The sequence below is a fragment of the Lysobacter koreensis genome (assembly GCF_042677045.1).
GTDB lineage: Bacteria > Pseudomonadota > Gammaproteobacteria > Xanthomonadales > Xanthomonadaceae > Lysobacter_K > Lysobacter_K koreensis.
The window spans coordinates 302,712-323,343 of sequence record NZ_JBHTIH010000003.1 but is presented as its reverse complement, the minus strand read 5'-3'; the positions used below and the strand labels follow the sequence as shown (position 1 = coordinate 323,343).

The window sequence follows — 20,632 nt, the reverse complement described above, 5'->3', positions numbered from 1 at the left end:
CCGCCATGCACGCACGCCAATCCGCCAACAATTACCGACAGACCAGCGTCTCCAGCGCCGTGCTCGATGCCAGCCCGCACCAGTTGATCGCGCTGATGCTGTCCGGCGCCCGCGAGCGCGCTCGCCTGGCGATCGCCTGCCTCGAGCGGGGCGACCTGCCGCGCAAAGGCCAGGCGATCAGCGACGCCAGCGCGATCGTGGCCGGCCTGAGCGGCGCCCTGAACCTCGACGCCGGCGGCGAGATCGCCGACGGCCTGCAGGCGCTGTACGACTACGCCCAGCGCCGCCTGCTCACCGCGAATATCGACAACGACGCCGCCCCGCTGCACGAGGTCGACGACCTACTCGGCGACATCGAATCGGCGTGGCGCGCGATCGCGCCGGTCCCGGCCTGATGATTCCGGTGCTGCCGGTCGCGCAGATCCGCGCCGCCATCGAGGCCCACGACTGGGCGCTGGCGACCGACCTGCTGGGCGAGCATCAACGCGCCCTGGCCGCGGCCCTGGCCGCGACCGACCTGACCTCGACCCCGCACGAACCCTGGCTGGACCTGCTGCTGGCCCAGCGCGCGCTGCTGGGCGAGTTGCGCGTCGCGCGCGACCGGGTCGGGACCGCGCTCGCCCGCCTCAGCCAGGAGCACCGTGGCGCGCGGGCGTGGCTGCGGGAGCTGGCATGAACACCCCAACCACAACCGCGACCGCGACCGCGGCCGCGCACGAGGCGCTGTTCGGCGATGCCCTCTCCTGTCACGAGCTGCGCCCGGCCGCGTTCCTGCCCGGCGCGCTCGACGCGGCCGCGGTGCAGTCCTTGGGCGCGCGCGGCGAAGCGCTGCTGCGCGCGCTGGCGGTGGTCGAGGACGGCGCCCGCAACGAAGAACCCGAGCAGCCGGCCGACCATGCCGTGCACCGGATCGAGGCCAAGCTCGACCTGCTCACCGCGCTGGTCGCCAGCTTGGCCACCAGCCACGACGCCGACCCGAGCCGGGAACTGCAATGGTCCTCGCACGGCGCCTGCCTGGCGGTGGACGAACCGCTGGCGATCGGTGCCACTGGCCGCTTCCGCGTGCAGCCTGCCGACTGGCTGCCCTCGCCGCTGCTGCTGCCGGCGACCGTGCTGGCCTGCGACGCCGGGCTCGACGGCCAGCCCCGCGCGTGGCTGAGGTTCGGACCGCTGTCGCCGCCCTTGGAAGCCGCGCTGGAGCGACACCTGTTCCGGGTCCACCGCCGCGCCGTGGCCGAGAGCCGTCGCCCGCGCTGAATTTTTGACATCGCCGTCACACTATGACCGGGACGGTCTGCTTTGCGTTGCGCGCTCCGGCTATCGTGCGGGAGCGGTACGACGGGGGAACAGGCGTTGGTGCGAGTGCTGATTTGCGATGACCACACGCTGGTGCGGGCCGGCATACGCCGCTTGCTGGATTCGTTCGACGACATCGAGGTGGTGGCCGAGGCCAGCAACGCCGACGAAGTCGTGCTGCGCACGCAGCAGACGCTACCCGACATCGTCCTGCTGGACCTGTCGATGCCGGGCCGCAGCGGGTTCGACGCGCTCGCCGAACTGCGCCGCACCAGTCCGGAAACCGCCGTGGTGATCATGTCCATGCACGACGACGCCCTGCACGTGCGCGAGGCCTTGCAACGCGGCGCCAGCGGCTTCGTGGTCAAGGAAGCGGCACCGGCGGAACTCGAGATCGCGATCCGCGCGGCCGCTTCCGGCCGCACCTTCCTCAGCCCGCAGGTATCGGCGCCGCAACTGCAGCGCCATCGCGTCGGCAAGAGCGGCGATGACGTCGATGGCCTGCCGCGGCGCCAGCGCGAAATCCTCACCGCCCTGGGCGCCGGCCGCACCACCAAGCAGATCGCCGCCGACCTGGGGATCAGCGTCAAGACCGTGGAAACCCACCGCTCGCGGATGATGGAATCGCTGGGCTGCCGGAATGCCGTCGAGCTGCTGCGGGTGGCGATGCGCCACCACGATCGCTGCTGAAAAAGCTGACGCCGCACGTCGCCTTGCGCCGCGATGCGTCGGAGCGCGTCGGATCTACGACGCGATGTCAGGGTTTCCCCGACACCGGTACGGGTTTTCCCCTAGTCCGCCGCGGGTTTGCCCCTATTCGTTAACCGTCACTTAACCATCACGATGGAATCCGGGATCAGCAATGGGCTGATCGGGGATGCCATCGTGAAAGCCACCGTGCGCCTGAATACGGTCCAGGGCGTCAACCTGACGCCTCAGCTGCTGCAGTCGATCCGGCTGTTGCAGCTCACCGCGCCGCAACTCGAGCAAGAACTGCGCCAGACGCTGGAGCGCAATCCATTGCTGGAGCACGACGAGGCGGCCGAGGACGCCGAGTCCGCCGCGGATGCGGACGCGGCGACGATCGAAGCGGCGGCGTGGGATGAGCTGCCGGAGCCGTCGTTCCTGTCCGGCGGCGGCAGCATCGGCGACGACGACGCCACCTTGCGCATCGCCGACCCGGCCTCGAGCGACCCGCGCGTGCGCCTGTTGCAGCAGCTCGCGCTGCACTGGGACGCACCCGGCCTGGAGCTGGCCAGCTGGTGGCTGGACCATTGCGACGACCACGGCTACCTGGAACAACCACTGGCGGAGCTGCTCGCGCTGGGGGCGCAGGCGTTTCCGCAGCGGATCGACGACCTCGCGCTGGTGCGCCAGCGCCTGCTGCACGGCGAGTGGCCGGGCATGGCCGCCACCGACGCTGGCGAATGCCTGCGCGCGCAGCTGGCGGCGCAGCCCGACAGCGCCGCGCGCGCCCTGGCCGCGCGCATCCTCGCGCAGCACCTGGAGCTGCTCGCCGCGCACGACGACGCCGCGCTGGCCAGTGCCTTGGCAGCGGAACCGGAGCAGGTGCGCGCCGCCGTCGCGTTGATCCTGACCCTGCGCCCGCACCCGGCCGAAGCGCCGGCGCAGATCGAAGACACCCACGTGGTCCCGGACGTGGTCGCCTGGCACGCCGGCGGCAGCTGGCGCGTCGCGCTCAACCGCCACACCACCCCGCGCGTGCGCATCGCGCCGCATTGCGAACGCGCGCTGGCCAGCAACGGTAGCGACCATGCGGTGCTGCGCGGCCTGCTCGACGAGGCCCGCTGGCTGGTGCGCGGCCTGGCGATGCGCAGCGACACCCTGCTGCGCACCGCGCAGGTGCTGGTCGAGCGCCAGCGCGGCTTCCTCGAGCGCGGCGACGAGGCGATCGTGCCGCTGACCCTGCGCGAGGTCGCCGAGGCGATCGGCATGCACGAGTCCACCGTCTCGCGCATCGTCAGCGGCAAGTACATCCAGACCCCGCGCGGCACCTTGGAGCTCAAGCGGCTGTTCGCGGTGCGGCTGGAAGGTGCGGAGATCGGCGGCGCCGCGGTGCGCGCGATGGTCAAGCGCCTGATCGACGCCGAGCCGGTTGCCGCGCCGCTGGCCGATGACGTGATCGCCGGCCTGCTCGCCCGCCAGGGCGTGCGTATCGCGCGCCGCACCGTGGCCAAGTACCGCGACCAGTTGTCGATCGGCCCGGCGCGCTCGCGCCAGCGCGTAGCGCACGCGATCGCGTGCTGATCGTGCCGCCTCCTGATAGGAACCTGTGTCATGCGTGAGTTGAAGGTGTTGCTGGTCGACGACCACCCGGGCTTCATCAGTGCCGCGCTGCGGCACCTGCGCCGGTTGCCGTGGCTGAACGTGGTCGGCTCGGCCGGCAACGGCATCGAGGCGATCGCCCAGTGCGAGACGTTGCGGCCGGACGTGGTGCTGATGGACCTGGCGATGCCCGAGATGGGCGGACTGCAGGCCACGCGCCTGATCAAGGCCCAGGACCACCCGCCGTACATCGTCATCGCCAGCCATTTCGACGACAGCGAACACCGCGAACACGCGCTGCGCGCCGGCGCCGATGCCTTCGTCAGCAAGCTGGCCTACATCCACGACGTCATGCCGCTGCTCGAGAAGCTGGCATCCAACCCGGAGGTGGCGCCATGAGCGAGTCCCGCATCCTGGTGATCGACCAGGACATGGAGCGCGCCGAGCGCGTGGCGACGTTGCTCGAGTTCATGGACTTCACCCCGCGCATCGTCGCCGACGCGGCCGATGTCGACCTGGCCCGCGCGCGCGCCAGCGACTGGGTCGCGGTGATCGTCGGCGACGTCGGCGACGCCACGGCGTGGGGCCGGTTCGCGCCGTGGCTGGCGGCGCAGGCGCTGCATCCGCCGGTACTGGAGCTGCCGGGCCACGCCGCCGACGCCGGGTGGCGCGCGGCGCTGCACCCGCAGGCGGTGTGGCCGCTGCACTACCCGATCCGGCGCACGCAACTGCAGGAGGCGCTGCGCCGCGCCAGCCTCAAGCGCCTGGACGACGACGCCCGCCGCGAACTGCCGGCCAACGGCCCGACCGGCCGCAGTGCCGGCGTGCTGCAGCTCAACCGCATGATCGACCAGGTCGCCCCGCACGACACCACGGTGCTGGTGCTGGGCGAATCGGGCACCGGCAAGGAGGTCGCCGCGCGCGCCATCCACGCCCGTTCCGCGCGCCGCGACAAGCCGTTCGTGGCGATCAACTGCGGCGCGATCCCGGCCGACCTGCTCGAAAGCGAGCTGTTCGGCCACGAGAAAGGAGCCTTCACCGGCGCGCTGACCCAGCGCAAGGGCCGCTTCGAGATGGCCGAGGGCGGCACCCTGCTGCTCGATGAGATCGGCGACATGAGCCTGCCGATGCAGGTCAAGCTGCTGCGCGTGCTGCAGGAACGCTGCTTCGAGCGCGTCGGCGGCAACCAGACCATCAAGTGCGACGTACGCGTGGTCGCCGCGACCCACCGCAACCTCGAGGCGCACATCGCCGAGAACAAGTTCCGCGAGGACCTGTTCTACCGCCTCAACGTGTTTCCGATCGAGATGCCCGCGCTGCGCGAGCGCACCGACGACCTGCCCGACCTGGTCGCCGCGATCACCCGCCAGCTCGGCGAGGGCGGTCGTGGCCAGGTGTCGCTCGCGCACGACGCCATCGTGGCGCTGCAGCACTACGCCTGGCCGGGCAACGTGCGCGAACTGAGCAACCTGCTCGAGCGCCTGGCGGTGCTGCACCCCGGCGCCAGCGTGCGTGCGGCCGACCTGCCGGCGCGCTACCGCGCGGCGCTGCCGGCCGGCGCTGCCTTCGAGGCCGCACCGGCCGCGGTGCAGATCGCGATGCCGCAGCCGGCGTACCCCGGCCTGGCGCTCGCCGCCGGTGCCGGGGCGGGTGGTGGGGCAAATGCAGGAAACCAGGCGGCGCTCGATCCAGCGCAGCTCTCGCCCACCGCCACCCTGCCGCCGCAGGGCATCGACCTGCGCGGGCACATGGCCGGGATCGAGCTCGAACTGATCCGCGCCGCGCTGACCCAGACCGGCGGGGTGGTCGCGCACGCCGCGCCGCTGCTCGGCCTGCGCCGCACGACCCTGGTCGAGAAGCTGCGCAAGTACGGCATCGACCGCGAGCAGGCGGACGCGGCGCTGGCCGACGGTGGGCTCGCGGCGGGCTTTTGACGGCGCGCTGGCACACGACTTGCCTAGTGACGGCAAGCCCGTTTGGCAGCGACCACCGCGATGACCGACGCCATCTCCTCGATCCTCTCCCAGATCCGCGCGCACGAGATGCGTTCGCGCGGTCCGCTGGCCGATGCGCCCGCCGGCAACGCGATTGGCCCGGTGGGCATTGGCGGGGCCAGCGGTGCGACCGCGGCGCCGGGATTCCAGCAGACGCTGTCGAACGCGATCGACAAGGTCAGCCAGACCCAGGCCAACGCCGGCACGTTGCAGCAGGCGTTCGAAATGGGTGACCCGCGCGCCGACCTGGCGCGGGTGATGGTCGCGATGCAGCAGTCGCAGGTCGCATTCAAGGCCACGGTCGAGGTGCGCAACCGGCTGGTGCAGGCGTACCAGGACGTGATGAACATGCCGATGTAGTGGGGCGGGAACGGGGAATGAGAAGCGGGAACGGGGAATGGGGAAATCCACGCTGCCGAGGCTGGTCGGCCCCTCCTGATTCGCACTACCCAGAACTACCTCCGCCCCGACGCGCTTTCCATTCCCGCTGTTCCACTCCCGCTTCCCACTCCCGCCTCCTATTCCCGGCCTTCCACCCATGAGCGTGATCGCACTCCCCAAAGGCACCGCCGGCTTGCGCGACCTCGGTCGCCTGCAGGACATCCCGGCGGTGCGCCAGCTGGGCCTGCTCGCGCTGGTCGCGGCGACCATCGCGCTCGGGCTGTGGCTGTTCTTCTGGACCCAGAAGCCCGATTTCGTGCCGGTCCATGCCGGCCTCGACGCCAAGGCCACCGGCGAGGCGTCCGAACTGCTGCGCAGCGCGCAGATCCCGTTCCGCATCGACCCGTCCAGCGGCGCGCTGGCGGTGCCGACCGACCAGATCGGCGCGGCGCGGATGGCGCTGGCCGGTGCCGGGCTGACCGGCGCCGCCCCGGCCGGCTTCGAATCGATGCAGGGCGACCAGGGCTTCGGCACCAGCCAGTTCGTCGAGAACGCGCGCTACCAGCACGCGCTGGAGATCGAGCTGGCCCGCACCATCGCCAACCTGCGCCCGGTGCGCGAGGCGCGCGTGCACCTGGCGTTGCCCAAGCCCAGCGCGTTCACCCGCCAGAACGAGCCGGCCAGCGCCTCGGTGGTGCTGCAGCTGCAAAGCGGCAGCGCGCTGGAGCCCGGCCAGGTCGACGCGATCGTGCACCTGGTCGCGTCCAGCATCCCCGGCCTGCCTTCAGAGCGGGTGACCGTGGTCGACCAGTTCGGCCGCATGCTCTCCAACGCCGACCCGAACAGCGACGACGCGATCGGCGCCAAGCAGTTCGACCAGCAGCGCCGCCAGGAGTCGGTGTACGTGCAGCGCATCCAGGAGCTGCTGGAACCGATGACCGGCCCCGGCCGGGTCAGCGCCCAGGTCAGCGTCGACATGGACTTCGCCCAGACCGAGGAGGCGCGCGAGCGCTACGGCCCGCAATCGGCGGTGGTGCGCAGCGAGCAGATTTCCGAATCCGGCAACCTCGGGGCCGGCGGCGCTGCGGCGCAGGGCGTGCCGGGCAGCGCCAGCAACACCCCGACCGCGGCCAATACCGCCGCCCCAGCGCCGGCCGCGGCCGCGGCACCCTCGGTGTCCGGCCCGGGCGCGCGCACCGCGGTGCGCAACTACGAGCTCGACCGCACCCTGACCCACACCCGCCAGGCGCCCGGCCGCATCCGCCGGGTCACCGCCGCGGTGCTGGTCGACAACGTGCAGCCCGGCGCCAGCGACACCAGCAAGGCACCGCCCGCGCGTGCGCTCAACGCCGCCGAACTGCAGCGCATCGAGACCCTGGTGCAGCAGGCGATCGGCTTCGACGCCCAGCGCGGCGACGTGGTCTCGGTGGTCAACGCCCCGTTCGCCCGCGGCGCCCTGGACACCTCCGAGGACGGGGGTCCGCCGATTTGGCAGGACCCGAAAGCCCGCGACCTGCTGCGCACGCTGCTCGGCGGGCTGGCGGTGCTGCTGGTGATCTGGTTCGTGCTGCGGCCGGCGTTCCGCCAGTTGCTGGCGCCGCGCGTGCCGCAGGTGGTCAACAACACCACCAACGTGCAGATGATCGACGAGGACGTGCAGGTGACCCTCAACGCGCAGACCCGTGGCGCGCCCGCGCTGGCCGCGGGCCAGGCGTCGAACGCGGCGGCGCTGATGAATTTCGACGACAAGCTGCAGGTCGCGCGCCACGCGGTCAGCAGCGACCCCAAGCGCGTCGCGCAAGTGGTGCGCGACTGGGTGGCCGTCGATGGCTGAGTCGATGGAGATGAGCGGCGTGCAGCGCGCGGCGGTGGTGCTGCTGTCGCTGGGCGAGCAGCAGGCCGCCGAGGTGCTCAAGCACATGAGCGCCAAGGAAGTGCAGAAGCTCGGCCTGGCGATGACCTCGGTCGGCGGCATCTCGCGCGATGCCGTGTCGCGGGTGTTCGATGACTTCGTCGAGGTGCTGGCCCAGCCCAGCGGCCTGGGTTCCGGCGCCGACGACTACGTGCGCGCGGTGCTGGTGCAGGCGCTGGGCGAGGACCGCGCCAGCGGCCTGATCGACCGCATCCTGATGGGCCGCAACACCTCCGGGCTGGACTCGCTGAAGTGGATGGAGCCGCGCGCGATCGCCGAACTGGTGCGCAACGAGCACCCGCAGATCATCGCGATCGTGATGGCGCACCTGGACAGCGACCACGCCGCCGAAGTGCTCAAGTGCCTGGCCGACCGCGTGCGCGTCGACGTGCTGCTGCGGCTGGCGACGCTCGACGGCATCCCGCCGCACGCGCTCAACGAACTCAACGACGTGATGGCGCGCCAGTTCGCCGGCAGCCAGAACATCAAGTCGTCCTCGGTCGGCGGCGTCAAGGTCGCGGCCAACATCCTCAACTTCATGGACTCCGGACAGGACGAGACGCTGCTGGCCGCGATCGCCGAGGTCGACGACGCCCTGGGCAACTCGATCCGCGACCTGATGTTCGTGTTCGACAACCTCGCCGACCTCGACGACCGCGCGATGCAGGCGGTGCTGCGCGACGTCGCCAGCGACCGCCTCGGGCTGGCCCTGCGCGGCGCCGACGCCCGGGTCAAGGACAAGATCACCGGCAACATGTCGCAGCGCGCGGCCGAGATCCTGCTAGAGGACATGGAAGCGCGCGGCCCGGTGCGGCTGGCGGAAGTAGAAGCGGCGCAGAAGGAGATCCTCGCGCACGTGCGCAAGATGGCCGACAGCGGCGAGATCACGCTCGCGGCGAAGGCCGAGGCGTTCGTATGAGCGCCCAAGCCTGGAGCGAAGACGCGATCGGCGCCTTTGCGCCGGCCCCCGGCGCGGTGCGCTGGCACGCGCCGGGGCTGTCCCAGGCCGCCAACGCCGAACCCGCGCGCCCGGCCCCGCCAAGCGTGGAAGAACTGCAGGCGCTGGAGCAGGCCGCGCACGCCGAGGGCTACGCGCGCGGCCACGCCGAGGGCCTGGCCGCCGGGCAAGGCGAGGTGCGGCGCATGGTCGCGCAGATCGAGGGCGTGCTCGACGGCTTTACCCGGCCGCTGGCGCGGCTCGACGGCGAAGTCACCGACGCCCTGGCCGACCTGGCCGTGCGCATCGCCGGCGCCCTGCTCGGCCGCGCTTACGCCGCCGATCCCACCTTGCTCGCCGACCTGGTGCGCGAGGCGCTGGATGCGGTCGGCAGCGGCAGCCGGGAAATGGAACTGCGCCTGCACCCGGACGATTTCGGCGTGCTGGCGCCGCACCTGGCCGGCCTCGACGGCGTGCGCCTGGTGATCGACGCCGCGCTCGGCCGCGGCGAGCTGCGCCTGCACAGCGAGAGCGTGCGCATCGACGGCACCATCGCCGCGCGCTTGCAGGCGGTGCTGCAGGCGACCCTGGACTCGAGCGGGGGAGCGGCGTGAATCCGCGCACCGCGCCTGCAACGCAAGTGTTTGCGGAACGGCAGCCATGAGCACCGTCGCCGCCGCCCACTGGCAGGAAGCGCGCAACCTGCGCCTGGCCGCACGCCTGCACGCGGCCCGGCCGAACCCACCATCGCTAGGCTTGGCCCGCGAAGGCGTGCTGCGGCGCGCGGTCGGCCTGACCCTGGAGGCCTCCGGCTGCAGCGCGCCGATGGGCTCGCGCTGCCGGGTCGAGACCGCCGGCGGGCATTGGGTCGACGCCGAGGTGGTCGGCTTCGCCGGCGACCGCACCTACCTGATGCCGACCGCCGACCTGCAGGGCCTGCTCCCCAACGCGCGCGTGGTGCCGACCCGCCGCCGCGGCGAAGTCGCGGTCGGCGAAGGCCTGCTCGGGCGCGTGATCGATTCCGACGGCGCGGCACTGGATGGCCGCGGCCCGATCCGCGCCGAACATTTCGTCGGCCTGGCCGGCGTCGCGATAAACCCGCTGACGCGCGAGCCGATCACCCGCTCGCTCGATGTCGGCGTGCGCGCGATCAACGCGTTGCTGCCGATCGGGCGCGGCCAGCGCATCGGCCTGTTCGCCGGTTCCGGTGTCGGCAAGTCGACATTGCTCGGGATGATGACCCGCTACACCGCCGCCGACGTCATTGTCGTCGGCCTGATCGGCGAACGTGGCCGCGAGGTGCGCGACTTCGTCGAGAGCACGCTGGGCGAGGAAGGCCTGCGCCGCTCGGTGGTGGTTGCCACCCCGGCCGACCGGCCGCCGCTGGCACGCCTGCACGGCGCGCTGCGGGCGACCGCGATCGCCGAGTACTACCGCGACCAGGGCCTGCACGTGCTGCTGCTGATGGATTCGCTGACCCGCTTCGCACATGCCCAGCGCGAGATCGGCCTGTCGGTCGGCGAACCGCCGACCACTCGCGGCTACCCTCCCTCGGTGTTCGCCAAGCTGCCGCAGCTGGTCGAGCGCGCCGGCAACGGCGCCGACGGCCGCGGCTCGATCACCGCGTTCTACACCGTGCTCACCGAAGGCGACGACCAGCAGGAACCCATCGCCGACGCCGCGCGCGCGATCCTCGACGGCCACATCGTGCTGACCCGCCGCATCGCCGACGCCGGCCAGTACCCGGCGATCGACGTCGAGGTCTCGGTCAGCCGCGTCATGCAGGACATCACCGATGCGCCGTGGCGCGAGCGCATCCGCAAGCTCAAGCGGCTGATGTCGGCGTACACCGCGCAACGCGACCTGATTGCGATCGGCGCCTACCAGCGCGGCAGCGATCCGGCGGTCGACGAGGCGATGGCGCGCTGGCCGGCGATCCAGGCCTTCCTCGGCCAGGACGTCGCCGAAGGCGCCAACGTCGAGGCCAGCCGCGCCGCGCTCGCGCGCCTGCTCGACGACACCGACGAACCCGCCCACCTGCCGATGTCCGTGGAGATCTGAACCCATGCGTTCGCAACGTCTCGACCCCCTGCTCAAGGTGGTGCAGCAGCGCCAGGACGCGGCCGCGCGCGAAGTCGCCGAGCGCGAGCGCGTGCTCGCCGAGCAGCAGGAGCGGCTGGAGGCACTGCGCCGCTACGCCGAGGAGTACGCGGCGGCGCCGTCCAGCGCCACCGTGTCCCCGGCGCTGCTGGTCAACCGCCTGGCGTTCCGCGAACGGCTCAACGCCGCGGTGGTGCAGCAGGCCGGCATCGTCGACCACAACCGCCAGCTCAGCGATGTCGAGCGCACCCGCCTGCTGCTCGCCAGCCGCGAGACCAAGGTGCTCGAGCAGCTGGCCGACAGCTACCGCGCCCAGGAATCCAGGGTCGCCGAACAGCGCGTGCAGCGCGAGCTCGACGACCTCGGCGGCCGCCGTGCGCGCGCCGCGGCGGTGGCCGCCGACGACGCGGAGCCGCACGCGTGATCGGCGCGGCGAGTGCATCGATCGCGGCACCGCCCGCCGCGCCCTCGATGGGGTCGGTCAACGGCCGCAGCCCGAAATCCGGCGCCGGCGAGGGCCATGACGCCTCGACCCGCATGGCCCGCCATCCGACGGAGCGGGCGTCGCTGGCGGCCGAGGGTCCGACCGCCGACGCCGCGCCGGCAAATGCCGAATCACCCGCTGAAGTCGCACAGGACCGGTCGGCGCGCGAACCCGCGGCCGCCAGCGACTTCGCCTCGTTGCTGGCCGCCAGCGCGAGCGCCGAGGCACCCGCCGCACCCGCGCTCGCAGCCACCCCGAGCGCGATCGCAACGCCGGCCGACACGAACGCAGCCGACACCTCTGCGACCCCCGCCCTGCCCGACCAGTTGCTCGCACTGCTGTCCGGCAGCTGGGTGCAGCCGGTAGCGGCCGATGGCGTTGCCCCGCCAGCGACCGGCGCAGGCGCCCCTGCGACGCCGATGACCGCCGCACCGGGCGCCGCGCCCGCGGGCCTGCCGCTGCCGAACCCCGGCGCCGACGGCGCGACGGCGAAGGCGAGCGGCGCGAGCTTCGCGGCCCTGGCCGAACTGGCCGCCGCCGCACTGACACCCGAATCCGCCGGCGGCGCAGCCGCGAGCGCCGCGGTAGACGGCTTGTCGGCGTACGACGGCAGCAGCTTGACCGCCGCGACGCCCCTGGCCGCAGCGGCCCCGCTGCGGGCCGCAATGCCGACCACGCCGCTGGCGCTGCCCGCCAACCCGGACGCCGGTTTCGACGACGGCTTCGGCGCGCGCATCGCCTGGATGGCCGAGCAACGCCTCGGCCACGCCGAGATCCGCCTCAATCCCGAGCACGTCGGCCCGATCGAGGTGCGCGTGCAGCTCGACGGCAGCCGGGTCAGCGCCGAATTCCACAGCGCCCACGCCGAAGTCCGCCAGGCGATCGAAGCCAGCCTGCCGCGCCTGCGCGAGCTGCTCGGCCAGCACGGCCTGCAGCTGGGGCAGGCCGATGTCGGCCAGCGCCAGCCGGGCCAGGCGCACTCGGCGCGGGCGAGCGCGGGCGGCCACGCCGCGGCCACCGATGACGCGCATGCGCCGACCACTGCCCCTGCGCGCATGCATAGCCGCGGCCTGCTCGACGAGTACGCCTGACCGAAGCGACCTGCGCGCGCAACCGCGTGCACTGAACACCGCCGGCGCCAAAGCATCGACACCGGCGCATTCAGTCTTCCGTCAAAACCCCGACGAACCGCCGCCGCCACTCCGGCACGCCGCTTGCACTGACCCGGCATCGCCCCACCGGATGCCCGTTCGTGCCAGCAGCCCCCGCCCCTGAAGCGACTGTCCAGACTCCCGCCAAGCCGCCCGCCAAGCGCGGCAGCAGGAAGCCCTTGTGGATCGTGATCGCCGTCCTCGTGCTCGGCGCGGGCGGCGGCGGTGGCTGGTGGTGGTGGCAAGCGCGCCACGCCGAACAGCAGGCCACCGCCAAGGCGCAGGCCAAGGCGCGTGCGCCGGCGCAGTACTACGCGCTGGAGCCGGCGTTCGTGGTCAACCTGGCCGACGAGGACGCGGTGCGCTACCTGCAGGCCGACGTGCAGCTGATGACCCGCGATGCCGACACCCGCGGCGCGCTGGAACTGCACGCGCCGGCGCTGCGCAACCGCCTGCTGCTGCTGTTCGGCCAGCAATCGGCGGCGCGGCTGGCGCAGCGCAGCGGCAAGGAACGCCTGCAGGCCGCCGCACTCGGCGAGGTGCGCCAGGTGCTCAAGGGCGAAGGCATGCCAGACAAGGTCGAGGCGGTGATCTTCACCAGCCTGGTGACCCAGTGATGAGCGCCGACCTGCTCTCCCAGGACGAGATCGACGCGCTGCTGCACGGCGTCGACAGCGGCGCGGTCGAGACCGAACCACCGCCCGCGCCCGGCGAGGCGCGCAGCTACGACTTCGCTAGCCAGGACCGGATCGTCCGCGGCAAGATGCCGACCCTGGAGATGATCAACGAGCGCTTCGCGCGCACCTGGCGCATCGGCCTGTTCAACCTGCTGCGGCGCTCGGCCGACCTGTCGGTGCGCGGCATCGACCTGGTCCGCTTCGGCGAGTACATGCACTCGCTGCAGGTGCCGACCAACCTCAACCTGGTGAAGATGAAGCCGCTGCGCGGCACCGCGATCATCACCTTCGAGCCGCGGCTGGTGTTCACCGTGGTCGACAACTTCTTCGGCGGTGCCGGCAAGTACCCGGCCAAGATCGAGGGCCGCGAGTTCACCCCGACCGAGATGCGGGTGATCCAGCTGCTGTTGAAGCAGACCTTCACCGACCTGACCGACGCCTGGGCGCCGGTGATGCCCGTCGAGTTCGAGTACCTCAATTCCGAGGTCAACCCGCACTTCGCCAACATCGTCAGCCCGCGCGACTACGTCGTGGTGAGCCGCTTCAACGTCGAGCTCGAAGGCGGCGGCGGCGAGCTGCACGTGGCCATTCCGTACGCGATGCTCGAGCCGATCCGCGAACAGCTCGACGCCGGCATGCAGAGCGACCGCATCGAGCGCGACGAGGGCTGGACCCGCGCGATGCGCGCGCAGCTGCAGGACGCCGAAGTGGAACTGAGTTCGGCGATCGCCAAGCGCCAGATCAGCCTGCGCGAGCTGTCGCGGCTGCGCGTCGGCGACATCATCCCGATCGACCTGAGCCCGACCGTGCAGCTGCAGGTCGAGCAGATGCCGTTGTTCGCCGGCGAGTTCGGCATCCACAACGGCCGCAACGCGATCAAGGTCACGCAGGTGCATGCCGCGCGGACCCTTCCTTCCCTCGAATCCCTGACGGCGACGCCATGAACACCTCCGACACTGCCGCGGCGCGCGCCGCGTTCGATCCGCTCACCGCCGAGGCCGGCCTCGGCACCGGCACCGACCTCAACCTGGACGTGATCCTCGACGTGCCGGTGTCGCTGTCGCTGGAAGTCGGGCGCACCCGCATCCCCATTCGCAATTTGTTGCAGCTCAACCAGGGCTCGGTGGTCGAGCTCGAGCGCGGCGCCGGCGAACCGCTGGACGTCTACGTCAACGGCACGTTGATCGCGCAGGGCGAGGTGGTGGTGGTCAACGACCGCTTCGGCGTGCGCCTGACCGACGTGGTCAGCCCGGCCGAGCGGATCAAGAGGCTGCGATGAGCCAGATCGCGTCACGCGTGGCGGTACTGGCCGCGCCGTTGTCCGAGGCCGCCCCGGCGGCCGCCTCCGCGTCGCCGTCGTCCGCGTCTCCGTCGTCGGTGGCGCCGAGCGCGCTCGGCATCGCGAGCACACAGGCCGCGGCGGCGGCCGAGCCCGCGGTGCAGGACGCCGCGCCGGACGTGCCCCGCGGCAGCAACCCTGCGCCGCGCGCCAGCGAGGCCTCCACCTCCACCTCCGCGCACACCGCGAACGCGACAGCCGCAGGCGGCGGTAGCGCCACTGCCAGCACCGCACCGTCGACCGTCGTGTCGGAGTCCACCAGCGCCGCCGAAGCCTTTGCGCAACCGGCGACCGCGACTGCCGCGCACGCGCTGGCCGCGCAGGCCACGGCCGCACCCACCAGCACTACCCAGCTCGTCCGCCCGACCCCCGCGCCGTCCTCGCCGGCCAACGCCGGCAGCATCGGTGGCGCGGTGTTCGCGCTGGTGCTGGTGATCGGCCTGATCCTGCTGCTGGCGTGGCTGGCCAAGCGCATGCCCGGCTTCGGCGGCGCCGCCGCCAACCCGGCGCTGCGCGTGGTCGGATCGCTCTCGCTGGGCCCGCGCGAGCGCGTGGTCGTGGTCGCGGTCGGCGACACCCAGTTGCTGCTCGGCGTCGGCGCCGGCGGCACCCGCACCCTGCACACCCTCAGCGAGCCGCTGCCGGTCGCCGCGCCGACCGCGTCGCCGGCATTCGCGCAGCTGCTCGCGCAACACTTCGGAAAGAAAGCATGAGCCGCCCCACCCCCATCAGTCTGCGACGCTGGCTGGCGCGCACGATCGGCAGCGCGCTGCTCGTCGCCGCGCTCAGCGTCGCCACCACGGCCGTCTCGGCGCAGACCCGCGCGCCGGCCCCGGTGGCCACGGCGCCCGCGCCAGCGGCGCCGGCACCGGCCGCCGCGGCGACGCCGTCGCAGCCGCTGCCGTCGGTCAACGTCGGCAAGATCGGCGGCGAGCCGGTGAGCATGCCGCTGCAGGTGCTGGCGCTGATGACCGGCATCACCCTGCTGCCGGCCGCGCTGCTCGGGCTGACCGCGTTCACCCGGATCATCATCGTGCTGGGCCTGCTGCGGCAGGCCCTCGGCACTGGGCAGACGCCGGGCAACCAGGTGCTGCTGGCGCTGGCGCTGTTCCTGACCTCGATGGTGATGATGCCGGTGTTCGACCAGGCCTGGGCCAATGGCATCGCGCCGTACCTGGACAACACCCTCGACTTCAAGGGCGCGTGGGCGGCGGCGTCGGACCCGTTCCGCGGTTTCATGCTCGCCCAGGTGCGCCAGACCGACCTGATGACGTTCGCCGGCTTGTCGCACACTGGCCCGTACGCGACCCCGCAGGACGTGCCGTTCGGGGTGCTGGCCGCGTCGTTCCTGACCAGCGAACTCAAGACCGCGTTCGAGATCGCGTTCCTGATCTACATCCCGTTCGTGATCATCGACCTGGTGGTCGCCAGCGTGCTGATGTCGATGGGCATGATGATGCTGTCGCCGATGCTGATCTCGGCGCCGTTCAAGATCCTGCTGTTCGTGCTGGTCGACGGCTGGGTGCTGGTGGTCGGTTCGCTCGCGGCCAGCTTCAACCCGGTCTGAGGCGACGACGATGAGCCCGGAAGTCGCCCTGAGCGAGATCGCCCGCGGCCTGCAGATGGCGCTGGTGCTCGGCGCCCCGCCGCTGATCGCGGTGCTGGTGGTCGGCGTGGTGGTCGGCATCCTGCAGGCCGCCACCCAGATCAACGAACCGACCATCGCGTTCGTGGTCAAGGCGGTCACGTTGATCGCGACCCTGGCGCTGACCGGGCACTTCCTACTCGGGCGGCTGGTGGCGTTCACGACGGACCTGTTTCATCGCATCCCGCATTTGATCGGGTAGGCCGCCGCAGTGTTTGTGCGCCCGGACGTTTTGAGCTCGTCATTCCCGCGAAGGCGGGCTCGCGCTTCACTTCGGCGGAGCCGAACATCCAGGGACGTGGCCTTTCGCTCTCGAGTCCGAAACAAGCAACGTCCATGGATTCCCGCCTTCGCGGGAATGACGGGCAAGAGCTGCAGACACGCGCCCTGATGGACACCGTCACCCTCACCACCGCCGCCGGCGTCGACCTGTTCGGCCTGCTCGCCACCGTGCTGTGGCACGCGCTGCGCATCGGCGCGGCGTTGCAGGTGCTGCCGGTGCTCGGCGGGCGCGGCATGCCGGCGCGGGCGCGCCTGTTCCTCACGCTCGCGCTGGCCGGGGCGATCTCGACCGTGCTGCCGGCGCCGCCGCCGATGGCGGTCGACGCGGCGACCGTGCTCGGCGTGGTCCGCGAGTTCGCGGTCGGGGTGGCGATCGGGCTGATGCTGCGGCTCGCGTTCGAGGCCGGGCAGCTCGCCGGTGAACTGGTCTCGCAGGGCATGGGCCTGTCGTTCGCGACCATGGCCGACCCGCTCAGCGGCGCGTCCTCGCCGGTGCTGTCGCAGTGGTTCTACCTGGTGTTCTCGCTGCTGTTCTTCACCCTCGACGGGCACCTGGCGCTGGTCGGCCTGCTCGCCGACAGCTACGCCAGCCTGCCGATCGGCGCCGCGCTGCCGGACCCGCACGCGTTCCTCGCCGCGGTGCCGGCGTTCTTCGCCGCGTGCCTGCGCGCCGGCGTGCTGCTGGCGCTGCCGGTGATGATGGCGCTGCTCGCGGTCAACATCGCGTTCGGGGTGCTGTCGCGCGCGGCCGCGCAGCTCAACCCGATGGCGATCGGCCTGCCGGTGTCGCTGCTGGTCGGCCTGCTGCTGCTGAGCCTGCTGGCCCGCGAATTGCAGGCGCCGGTGCAGCACCTGTTCGACGACGCGTTTGCCGCCGCCCGCGGCCTGACCGGTTGAGCGGGGGCTTCAAAGGCCCCGGCGATGAGCGAAACCCAGAACGAAGACCGCACCGAGCAACCGACCGAAAAACGCCTGCGCGAGGCCCGCGAGAAGGGCAACGTGCCGCGCTCGCGCGAGCTGGCGAATGTCGCCGTGCTCGGCTGCGCGGTGCTCGCGCTCAAGGCCACCGGCGGTGAGGTCGGCAGCGCCGCGCGCGACTGGATGCGCGGCGCGCTGACCATCGACCCGGCGCTGCTCGACGCGCCCGACCAGTTGCTGCCGCATGCCGCGCGCCTGCTCGGCGGGCTGCTGCTGCCGGTGGTGCCACTGCTGCTGGCTGCGCTGGCCGCGTGCGTGATCGCGCCGATGGTGATGGGCGGCTTGCGGTTTGCCGGCCAGTCGCTGCAGCCGGACTTCGGCCGGCTCAGCCCGATGAAGGGGCTGGCGCGCCTGTACGGCAAGGAGAGCCTGGCCGAGCTGCTGCGCTCGCTGCTGCGCGTGCTGCTGATCGGTGGCGTCGGCGCGTGGGTGGTGCACCGCGCGTTCTCGACCCTGCTGGCGATGCCGCAGGCCTCGCTGGAAGCCGCCGCCGGCGCCGGCGTCGACATGGCGCTGACCGCGCTGCTGGCGATGGTCGGCGCGCTCGGTCTGCTCGCCGCGATCGACGTGCCGTGGCAGCACTTCCAGCACCGCAGCAAGCTGAAGATGACCAAGCAGGAGATCCGCGACGAGGCCAAGGAGGCCGAAGGCAACCCCGAGATCAAGGCGCGCGTGCGCCAGGTGGCGCGCGAGATGTCGCGACGCCGGATGATGGACGCGGTGCCCACCGCCGACGTGGTGGTGATGAACCCGACCCACTACGCGGTCGCCCTCAAGTACGAGGCCGGCGGCATGCGCGCGCCGAAGGTGGTCGCCAAGGGCGTCGACGAAATGGCGCTGGCGATCCGTGCCCTGGCCCAGAAAAACCGGGTCGCCGTGGTCGAGGCCCCGCCGCTGGCACGCGCCTTGTACAGGCAGTCGCAGGTCGACCAGGAAATCCCCGTGAAACTCTACGCCGCCGTCGCGCAGGTGCTGTCCTACGTCTACCAGCTCAAGGCCTGGGTGCCCGGGCGCGGGCCGATGCCGGCGTTGGCCGGGGTTGACGTCGGCGCCGACGGTGCGCCCGATCCTGACACCGTCAACGGTCCGGCGCTGTGAGTACCCCCAACCCGATCACCGCCGGCGGAGTCTTGACGGGCATGCGCAACGGCGCCGCGGCGCCGTTGGTGGTGATCGCGATGCTGGCGATGGTGATCGTGCCGCTGGCGCCGATCGTGCTGGACGCGCTGTTCACGATCAACATCGCGCTGTCGCTGGTGGTGATGCTGGCGGTGGTCTACGTCAAGCGCCCGCTGGAGTTCTCGATCTTCCCCAGCGTGCTGCTGATGGTCACCCTGCTGCGGCTGGGCCTGAACGTCGCCTCCACCCGCGTGGTGCTGCTGCACGGCCACGAGGGCGAGGCCGCGGCCGGCCACGTGATCGAGTCGTTCGGCCAGTTCGTGATCGGCGGCAGCTACGCGGTCGGCCTGATCGTGTTCACGATCCTGACGATCGTCAACTTCGTGGTCGTGACCAAGGGCGCCGGGCGCATCTCCGAGGTCTCGGCGCGCTTCATCCTCGACGCCCTGCCCGGCAAGCAGATGGCGATCGACGCCGACCTCAACGCCGGCCTGCTGACCCGCGAGGACGCCAAGGCGCGCCGCCAGGAAGTGCGCGAGGAAGCCGACTTCTACGGCTCGATGGACGGCGCCAGCAAGTTCGTGCGCGGCGACGCGATCGCCGGCATCCTGATCCTGGTGATCAACCTGGTCGGCGGCGTGCTGATCGGCATGCTCAGCCACGACATGGCGTTCGGCGACGCGGCCAAGACCTACACCATGCTCGCGATCGGCGACGGCCTGGTCGCGCAGCTGCCGGCGCTGCTGGTCGCGGTCGCGACCGCGATGCTGGTCACGCGCTCGACCGGCGAGCAGGAAATGGGCGCGGCGGTGTCCACCCAGATGTTCGGCCAGCAGCGCGCGCTGACCGTGGCCGCGCTGCTGATGGGCCTGATCGGCGTGGTCCCGGGCATGCCCAACATCCCGTTCCTGATCCTCGCCGGCATCCTCGGCTTCGCGGCGTGGAAACTGCGCCAGCGCGCCGAACTGGCCGCGCAGAACCCCGAGCCGGTGGCGGCCGCCAACGCCGCGCCCTCGCCGCACGCCGAGCTGAGCTGGGACGAGATCCGCCCGGTCGAGCCGCTCGCGCTGGAGGTCGGCTACAAGCTGATCGCGCTGGTCGACAAGGCCCAGGGCGGCGAGCTGCTGGCGCGGCTGAAAGGCGTGCGCCGCAAGCTGACCCAGGACGTCGGTTTTTTGATTCCCGCCGTGCACGTGCGCGACAACCTCGAGCTCGCGCCCGGCCAGTACCGGGTGCTGGTGCACGGCGTGCCGATCGCCGGCGGCGAGCTGCACCCGGACCGCGAGCTCGCGCTCGACCCCGGCCGCGTGTTCGGCCCGCTCGACGGCATCCCCGGCAAGGATCCGGCGTTCGGCCTGGACGCGACCTGGATCGCGCCGGGCCAGCGCGCCCACGCCGAATCGCTGGGCTACACCGTGGTCGACGCCGCCACCGTGGTCGCCACCCACCTCTCGCACCTGGTGCGCGAGCGCGCCTCCGAGTTGCTCGGCCACGAGGAGGTGCAGCACCTGCTGACCGCGCTGGGCCGCAGCGCGCCGAAGCTCGTCGAGGATTTGACACCCAAGCTGCTGCCGCTGTCGGTGGTGGTCAAGGTGCTGCAGTCGCTGCTGGCCGAACGGGTGCCGGTGCGGCAGATGCGCCAGATCGTGGAGGCGCTGCTCGAGCACGGCGCCCACAGCCAGGACCCGGCAACCCTCACCGCCGCGGTGCGCACCGCGCTGGGCCGTTTCATCGTCCAGGAACTCAACGGCATGGCCGTCGAGCTGCCCGTCTACACCCTGGCGCCGGCGCTGGAACGGGTATTGCAGGACTCGGTCAGCGGTGGAGGCGCCGCGTTGGAACCCGGACTCGCCGAGCGTTTGCACCAGAACCTCAGCGAGTGCGTGACCCGCCAGGAAGGCCGCGGCGAACCCGCGGTGTTGCTGGTCCCGGGCGGGGTCCGCGCCGCGATCGCCCGGCTGGTACGGCACAGCGTTCCGCAGCTGTCGGTGCTGGCCTACGGCGAAGTCCCCGAGGACAAGCGGCTGCGGTTGGTGGGTGCGGTGGGTTAA

General features: G+C 71.9%; 23 protein-coding genes. All 23 read left to right on the top strand.

Translation table 11 applies throughout. The annotated features are described in order from the left end of the window. The first annotated feature begins 5 nt into the window (after nucleotides 1–5). The 23 genes from fliS (at nucleotide 6) to flhA (ending at nucleotide 20,632) form a co-directional block, all read left to right on the top strand. Nucleotides 6–395 carry a flagellar export chaperone FliS gene (gene fliS, locus ACFQZQ_RS06860; protein WP_386812018.1) on the top strand — a complete coding sequence of 130 codons (390 nt, stop codon included), beginning with the start codon at nucleotides 6–8 and terminating at the stop codon, nucleotides 393–395. After that, on the top strand, nucleotides 365–676 hold the full coding sequence (locus tag ACFQZQ_RS06855) for a hypothetical protein (protein WP_386812017.1): 312 nt from the start codon (nucleotides 365–367) through the stop codon (nucleotides 674–676). The genes fliS and ACFQZQ_RS06855 overlap by 31 nt, the downstream gene beginning before the upstream one ends. After that, a complete protein-coding gene (locus ACFQZQ_RS06850) occupies nucleotides 673–1,257 on the top strand; it encodes a PilZ domain-containing protein (RefSeq protein ID WP_386812016.1) in 585 nt (194 codons plus the stop codon). Before ACFQZQ_RS06855 ends, ACFQZQ_RS06850 begins: the two co-directional genes overlap by 4 nt. A gap of 99 nt (nucleotides 1,258–1,356) precedes the next feature. Next, complete coding sequence (locus ACFQZQ_RS06845; RefSeq protein ID WP_386812015.1) at nucleotides 1,357–1,986, top strand: response regulator; 630 nt, start codon at nucleotides 1,357–1,359, stop codon at nucleotides 1,984–1,986. 195 nt (nucleotides 1,987–2,181) lie between these two features. Continuing rightward, nucleotides 2,182–3,564 (top strand): RNA polymerase factor sigma-54, encoded by a 1,383-nt coding sequence (gene rpoN / locus ACFQZQ_RS06840; protein ID WP_386812014.1) that lies wholly within the window; start codon nucleotides 2,182–2,184, stop codon nucleotides 3,562–3,564. Nucleotides 3,565–3,594: 30 nt separating this feature from the next. Continuing rightward, nucleotides 3,595–3,981, top strand: a complete 387-nt coding sequence (locus ACFQZQ_RS06835) for a response regulator (protein WP_386812013.1) — start codon at nucleotides 3,595–3,597, stop codon at nucleotides 3,979–3,981. Continuing rightward, nucleotides 3,978–5,516: a sigma-54 dependent transcriptional regulator gene (locus tag ACFQZQ_RS06830; protein ID WP_386812012.1), complete on the top strand. Its 1,539-nt coding sequence runs from the start codon at nucleotides 3,978–3,980 to the stop codon at nucleotides 5,514–5,516. The genes ACFQZQ_RS06835 and ACFQZQ_RS06830 overlap by 4 nt, the downstream gene beginning before the upstream one ends. A 60-nt stretch (nucleotides 5,517–5,576) precedes the next feature. Continuing rightward, the gene (fliE, locus tag ACFQZQ_RS06825; protein WP_386812011.1) at nucleotides 5,577–5,936 is read left to right on the top strand and encodes a flagellar hook-basal body complex protein FliE; all 360 of its coding nucleotides are present in this window, start codon (nucleotides 5,577–5,579) and stop codon (nucleotides 5,934–5,936) included. Between the two features lie 178 nt (nucleotides 5,937–6,114). Further along, nucleotides 6,115–7,791, top strand: coding sequence for a flagellar basal-body MS-ring/collar protein FliF (gene fliF, locus ACFQZQ_RS06820; RefSeq protein WP_386812010.1), 1,677 nt, complete (start codon nucleotides 6,115–6,117; stop codon nucleotides 7,789–7,791). Between the two features lie 10 nt (nucleotides 7,792–7,801). Continuing rightward, nucleotides 7,802–8,788 (top strand): flagellar motor switch protein FliG, encoded by a 987-nt coding sequence (gene fliG / locus ACFQZQ_RS06815; protein ID WP_386812559.1) that lies wholly within the window; start codon nucleotides 7,802–7,804, stop codon nucleotides 8,786–8,788. Beyond that, entirely contained in the window at nucleotides 8,785–9,420 is a 636-nt protein-coding gene (locus ACFQZQ_RS06810; protein WP_386812009.1) for a FliH/SctL family protein, read from the top strand. The genes fliG and ACFQZQ_RS06810 overlap by 4 nt, the downstream gene beginning before the upstream one ends. Before the next feature lie 46 nt (nucleotides 9,421–9,466). Then, nucleotides 9,467–10,867, top strand: a complete 1,401-nt coding sequence (gene fliI, locus ACFQZQ_RS06805) for a flagellar protein export ATPase FliI (RefSeq protein WP_386812008.1) — start codon at nucleotides 9,467–9,469, stop codon at nucleotides 10,865–10,867. Nucleotides 10,868–10,871: 4 nt separating this feature from the next. Continuing rightward, complete coding sequence (gene fliJ / locus ACFQZQ_RS06800) at nucleotides 10,872–11,330, top strand: flagellar export protein FliJ (protein WP_386812007.1); 459 nt, start codon at nucleotides 10,872–10,874, stop codon at nucleotides 11,328–11,330. Further along, on the top strand, nucleotides 11,327–12,481 hold the full coding sequence (locus tag ACFQZQ_RS06795) for a flagellar hook-length control protein FliK (protein WP_386812006.1): 1,155 nt from the start codon (nucleotides 11,327–11,329) through the stop codon (nucleotides 12,479–12,481). The genes fliJ and ACFQZQ_RS06795 overlap by 4 nt, the downstream gene beginning before the upstream one ends. Before the next feature lie 248 nt (nucleotides 12,482–12,729). After that, nucleotides 12,730–13,158, top strand: coding sequence for a flagellar basal body-associated FliL family protein (locus ACFQZQ_RS06790; RefSeq protein ID WP_386812005.1), 429 nt, complete (start codon nucleotides 12,730–12,732; stop codon nucleotides 13,156–13,158). Continuing rightward, the gene (gene fliM, locus ACFQZQ_RS06785; protein WP_386812004.1) at nucleotides 13,158–14,162 is read left to right on the top strand and encodes a flagellar motor switch protein FliM; all 1,005 of its coding nucleotides are present in this window, start codon (nucleotides 13,158–13,160) and stop codon (nucleotides 14,160–14,162) included. Before ACFQZQ_RS06790 ends, fliM begins: the two co-directional genes overlap by 1 nt. Further along, nucleotides 14,159–14,497, top strand: a complete 339-nt coding sequence (gene fliN / locus ACFQZQ_RS06780) for a flagellar motor switch protein FliN (protein WP_386812003.1) — start codon at nucleotides 14,159–14,161, stop codon at nucleotides 14,495–14,497. The genes fliM and fliN overlap by 4 nt, the downstream gene beginning before the upstream one ends. A 371-nt stretch (nucleotides 14,498–14,868) precedes the next feature. Then, a complete protein-coding gene (fliO, locus tag ACFQZQ_RS06775) occupies nucleotides 14,869–15,270 on the top strand; it encodes a flagellar biosynthetic protein FliO (RefSeq protein WP_386812558.1) in 402 nt (133 codons plus the stop codon). Then, entirely contained in the window at nucleotides 15,267–16,124 is an 858-nt protein-coding gene (fliP, locus tag ACFQZQ_RS06770) for a flagellar type III secretion system pore protein FliP (protein WP_386812002.1), read from the top strand. The genes fliO and fliP overlap by 4 nt, the downstream gene beginning before the upstream one ends. A gap of 10 nt (nucleotides 16,125–16,134) precedes the next feature. Next, entirely contained in the window at nucleotides 16,135–16,404 is a 270-nt protein-coding gene (locus ACFQZQ_RS06765) for a flagellar biosynthetic protein FliQ (protein WP_386812001.1), read from the top strand. A gap of 188 nt (nucleotides 16,405–16,592) precedes the next feature. Continuing rightward, entirely contained in the window at nucleotides 16,593–17,381 is a 789-nt protein-coding gene (fliR, locus tag ACFQZQ_RS06760) for a flagellar biosynthetic protein FliR (RefSeq protein ID WP_386812000.1), read from the top strand. 24 nt (nucleotides 17,382–17,405) lie between these two features. Then, nucleotides 17,406–18,560, top strand: coding sequence for a flagellar biosynthesis protein FlhB (gene flhB / locus ACFQZQ_RS06755; RefSeq protein WP_386811999.1), 1,155 nt, complete (start codon nucleotides 17,406–17,408; stop codon nucleotides 18,558–18,560). A gap of 41 nt (nucleotides 18,561–18,601) precedes the next feature. Further along, nucleotides 18,602–20,632 (top strand): flagellar biosynthesis protein FlhA, encoded by a 2,031-nt coding sequence (gene flhA / locus ACFQZQ_RS06750; RefSeq protein WP_386811998.1) that lies wholly within the window; start codon nucleotides 18,602–18,604, stop codon nucleotides 20,630–20,632.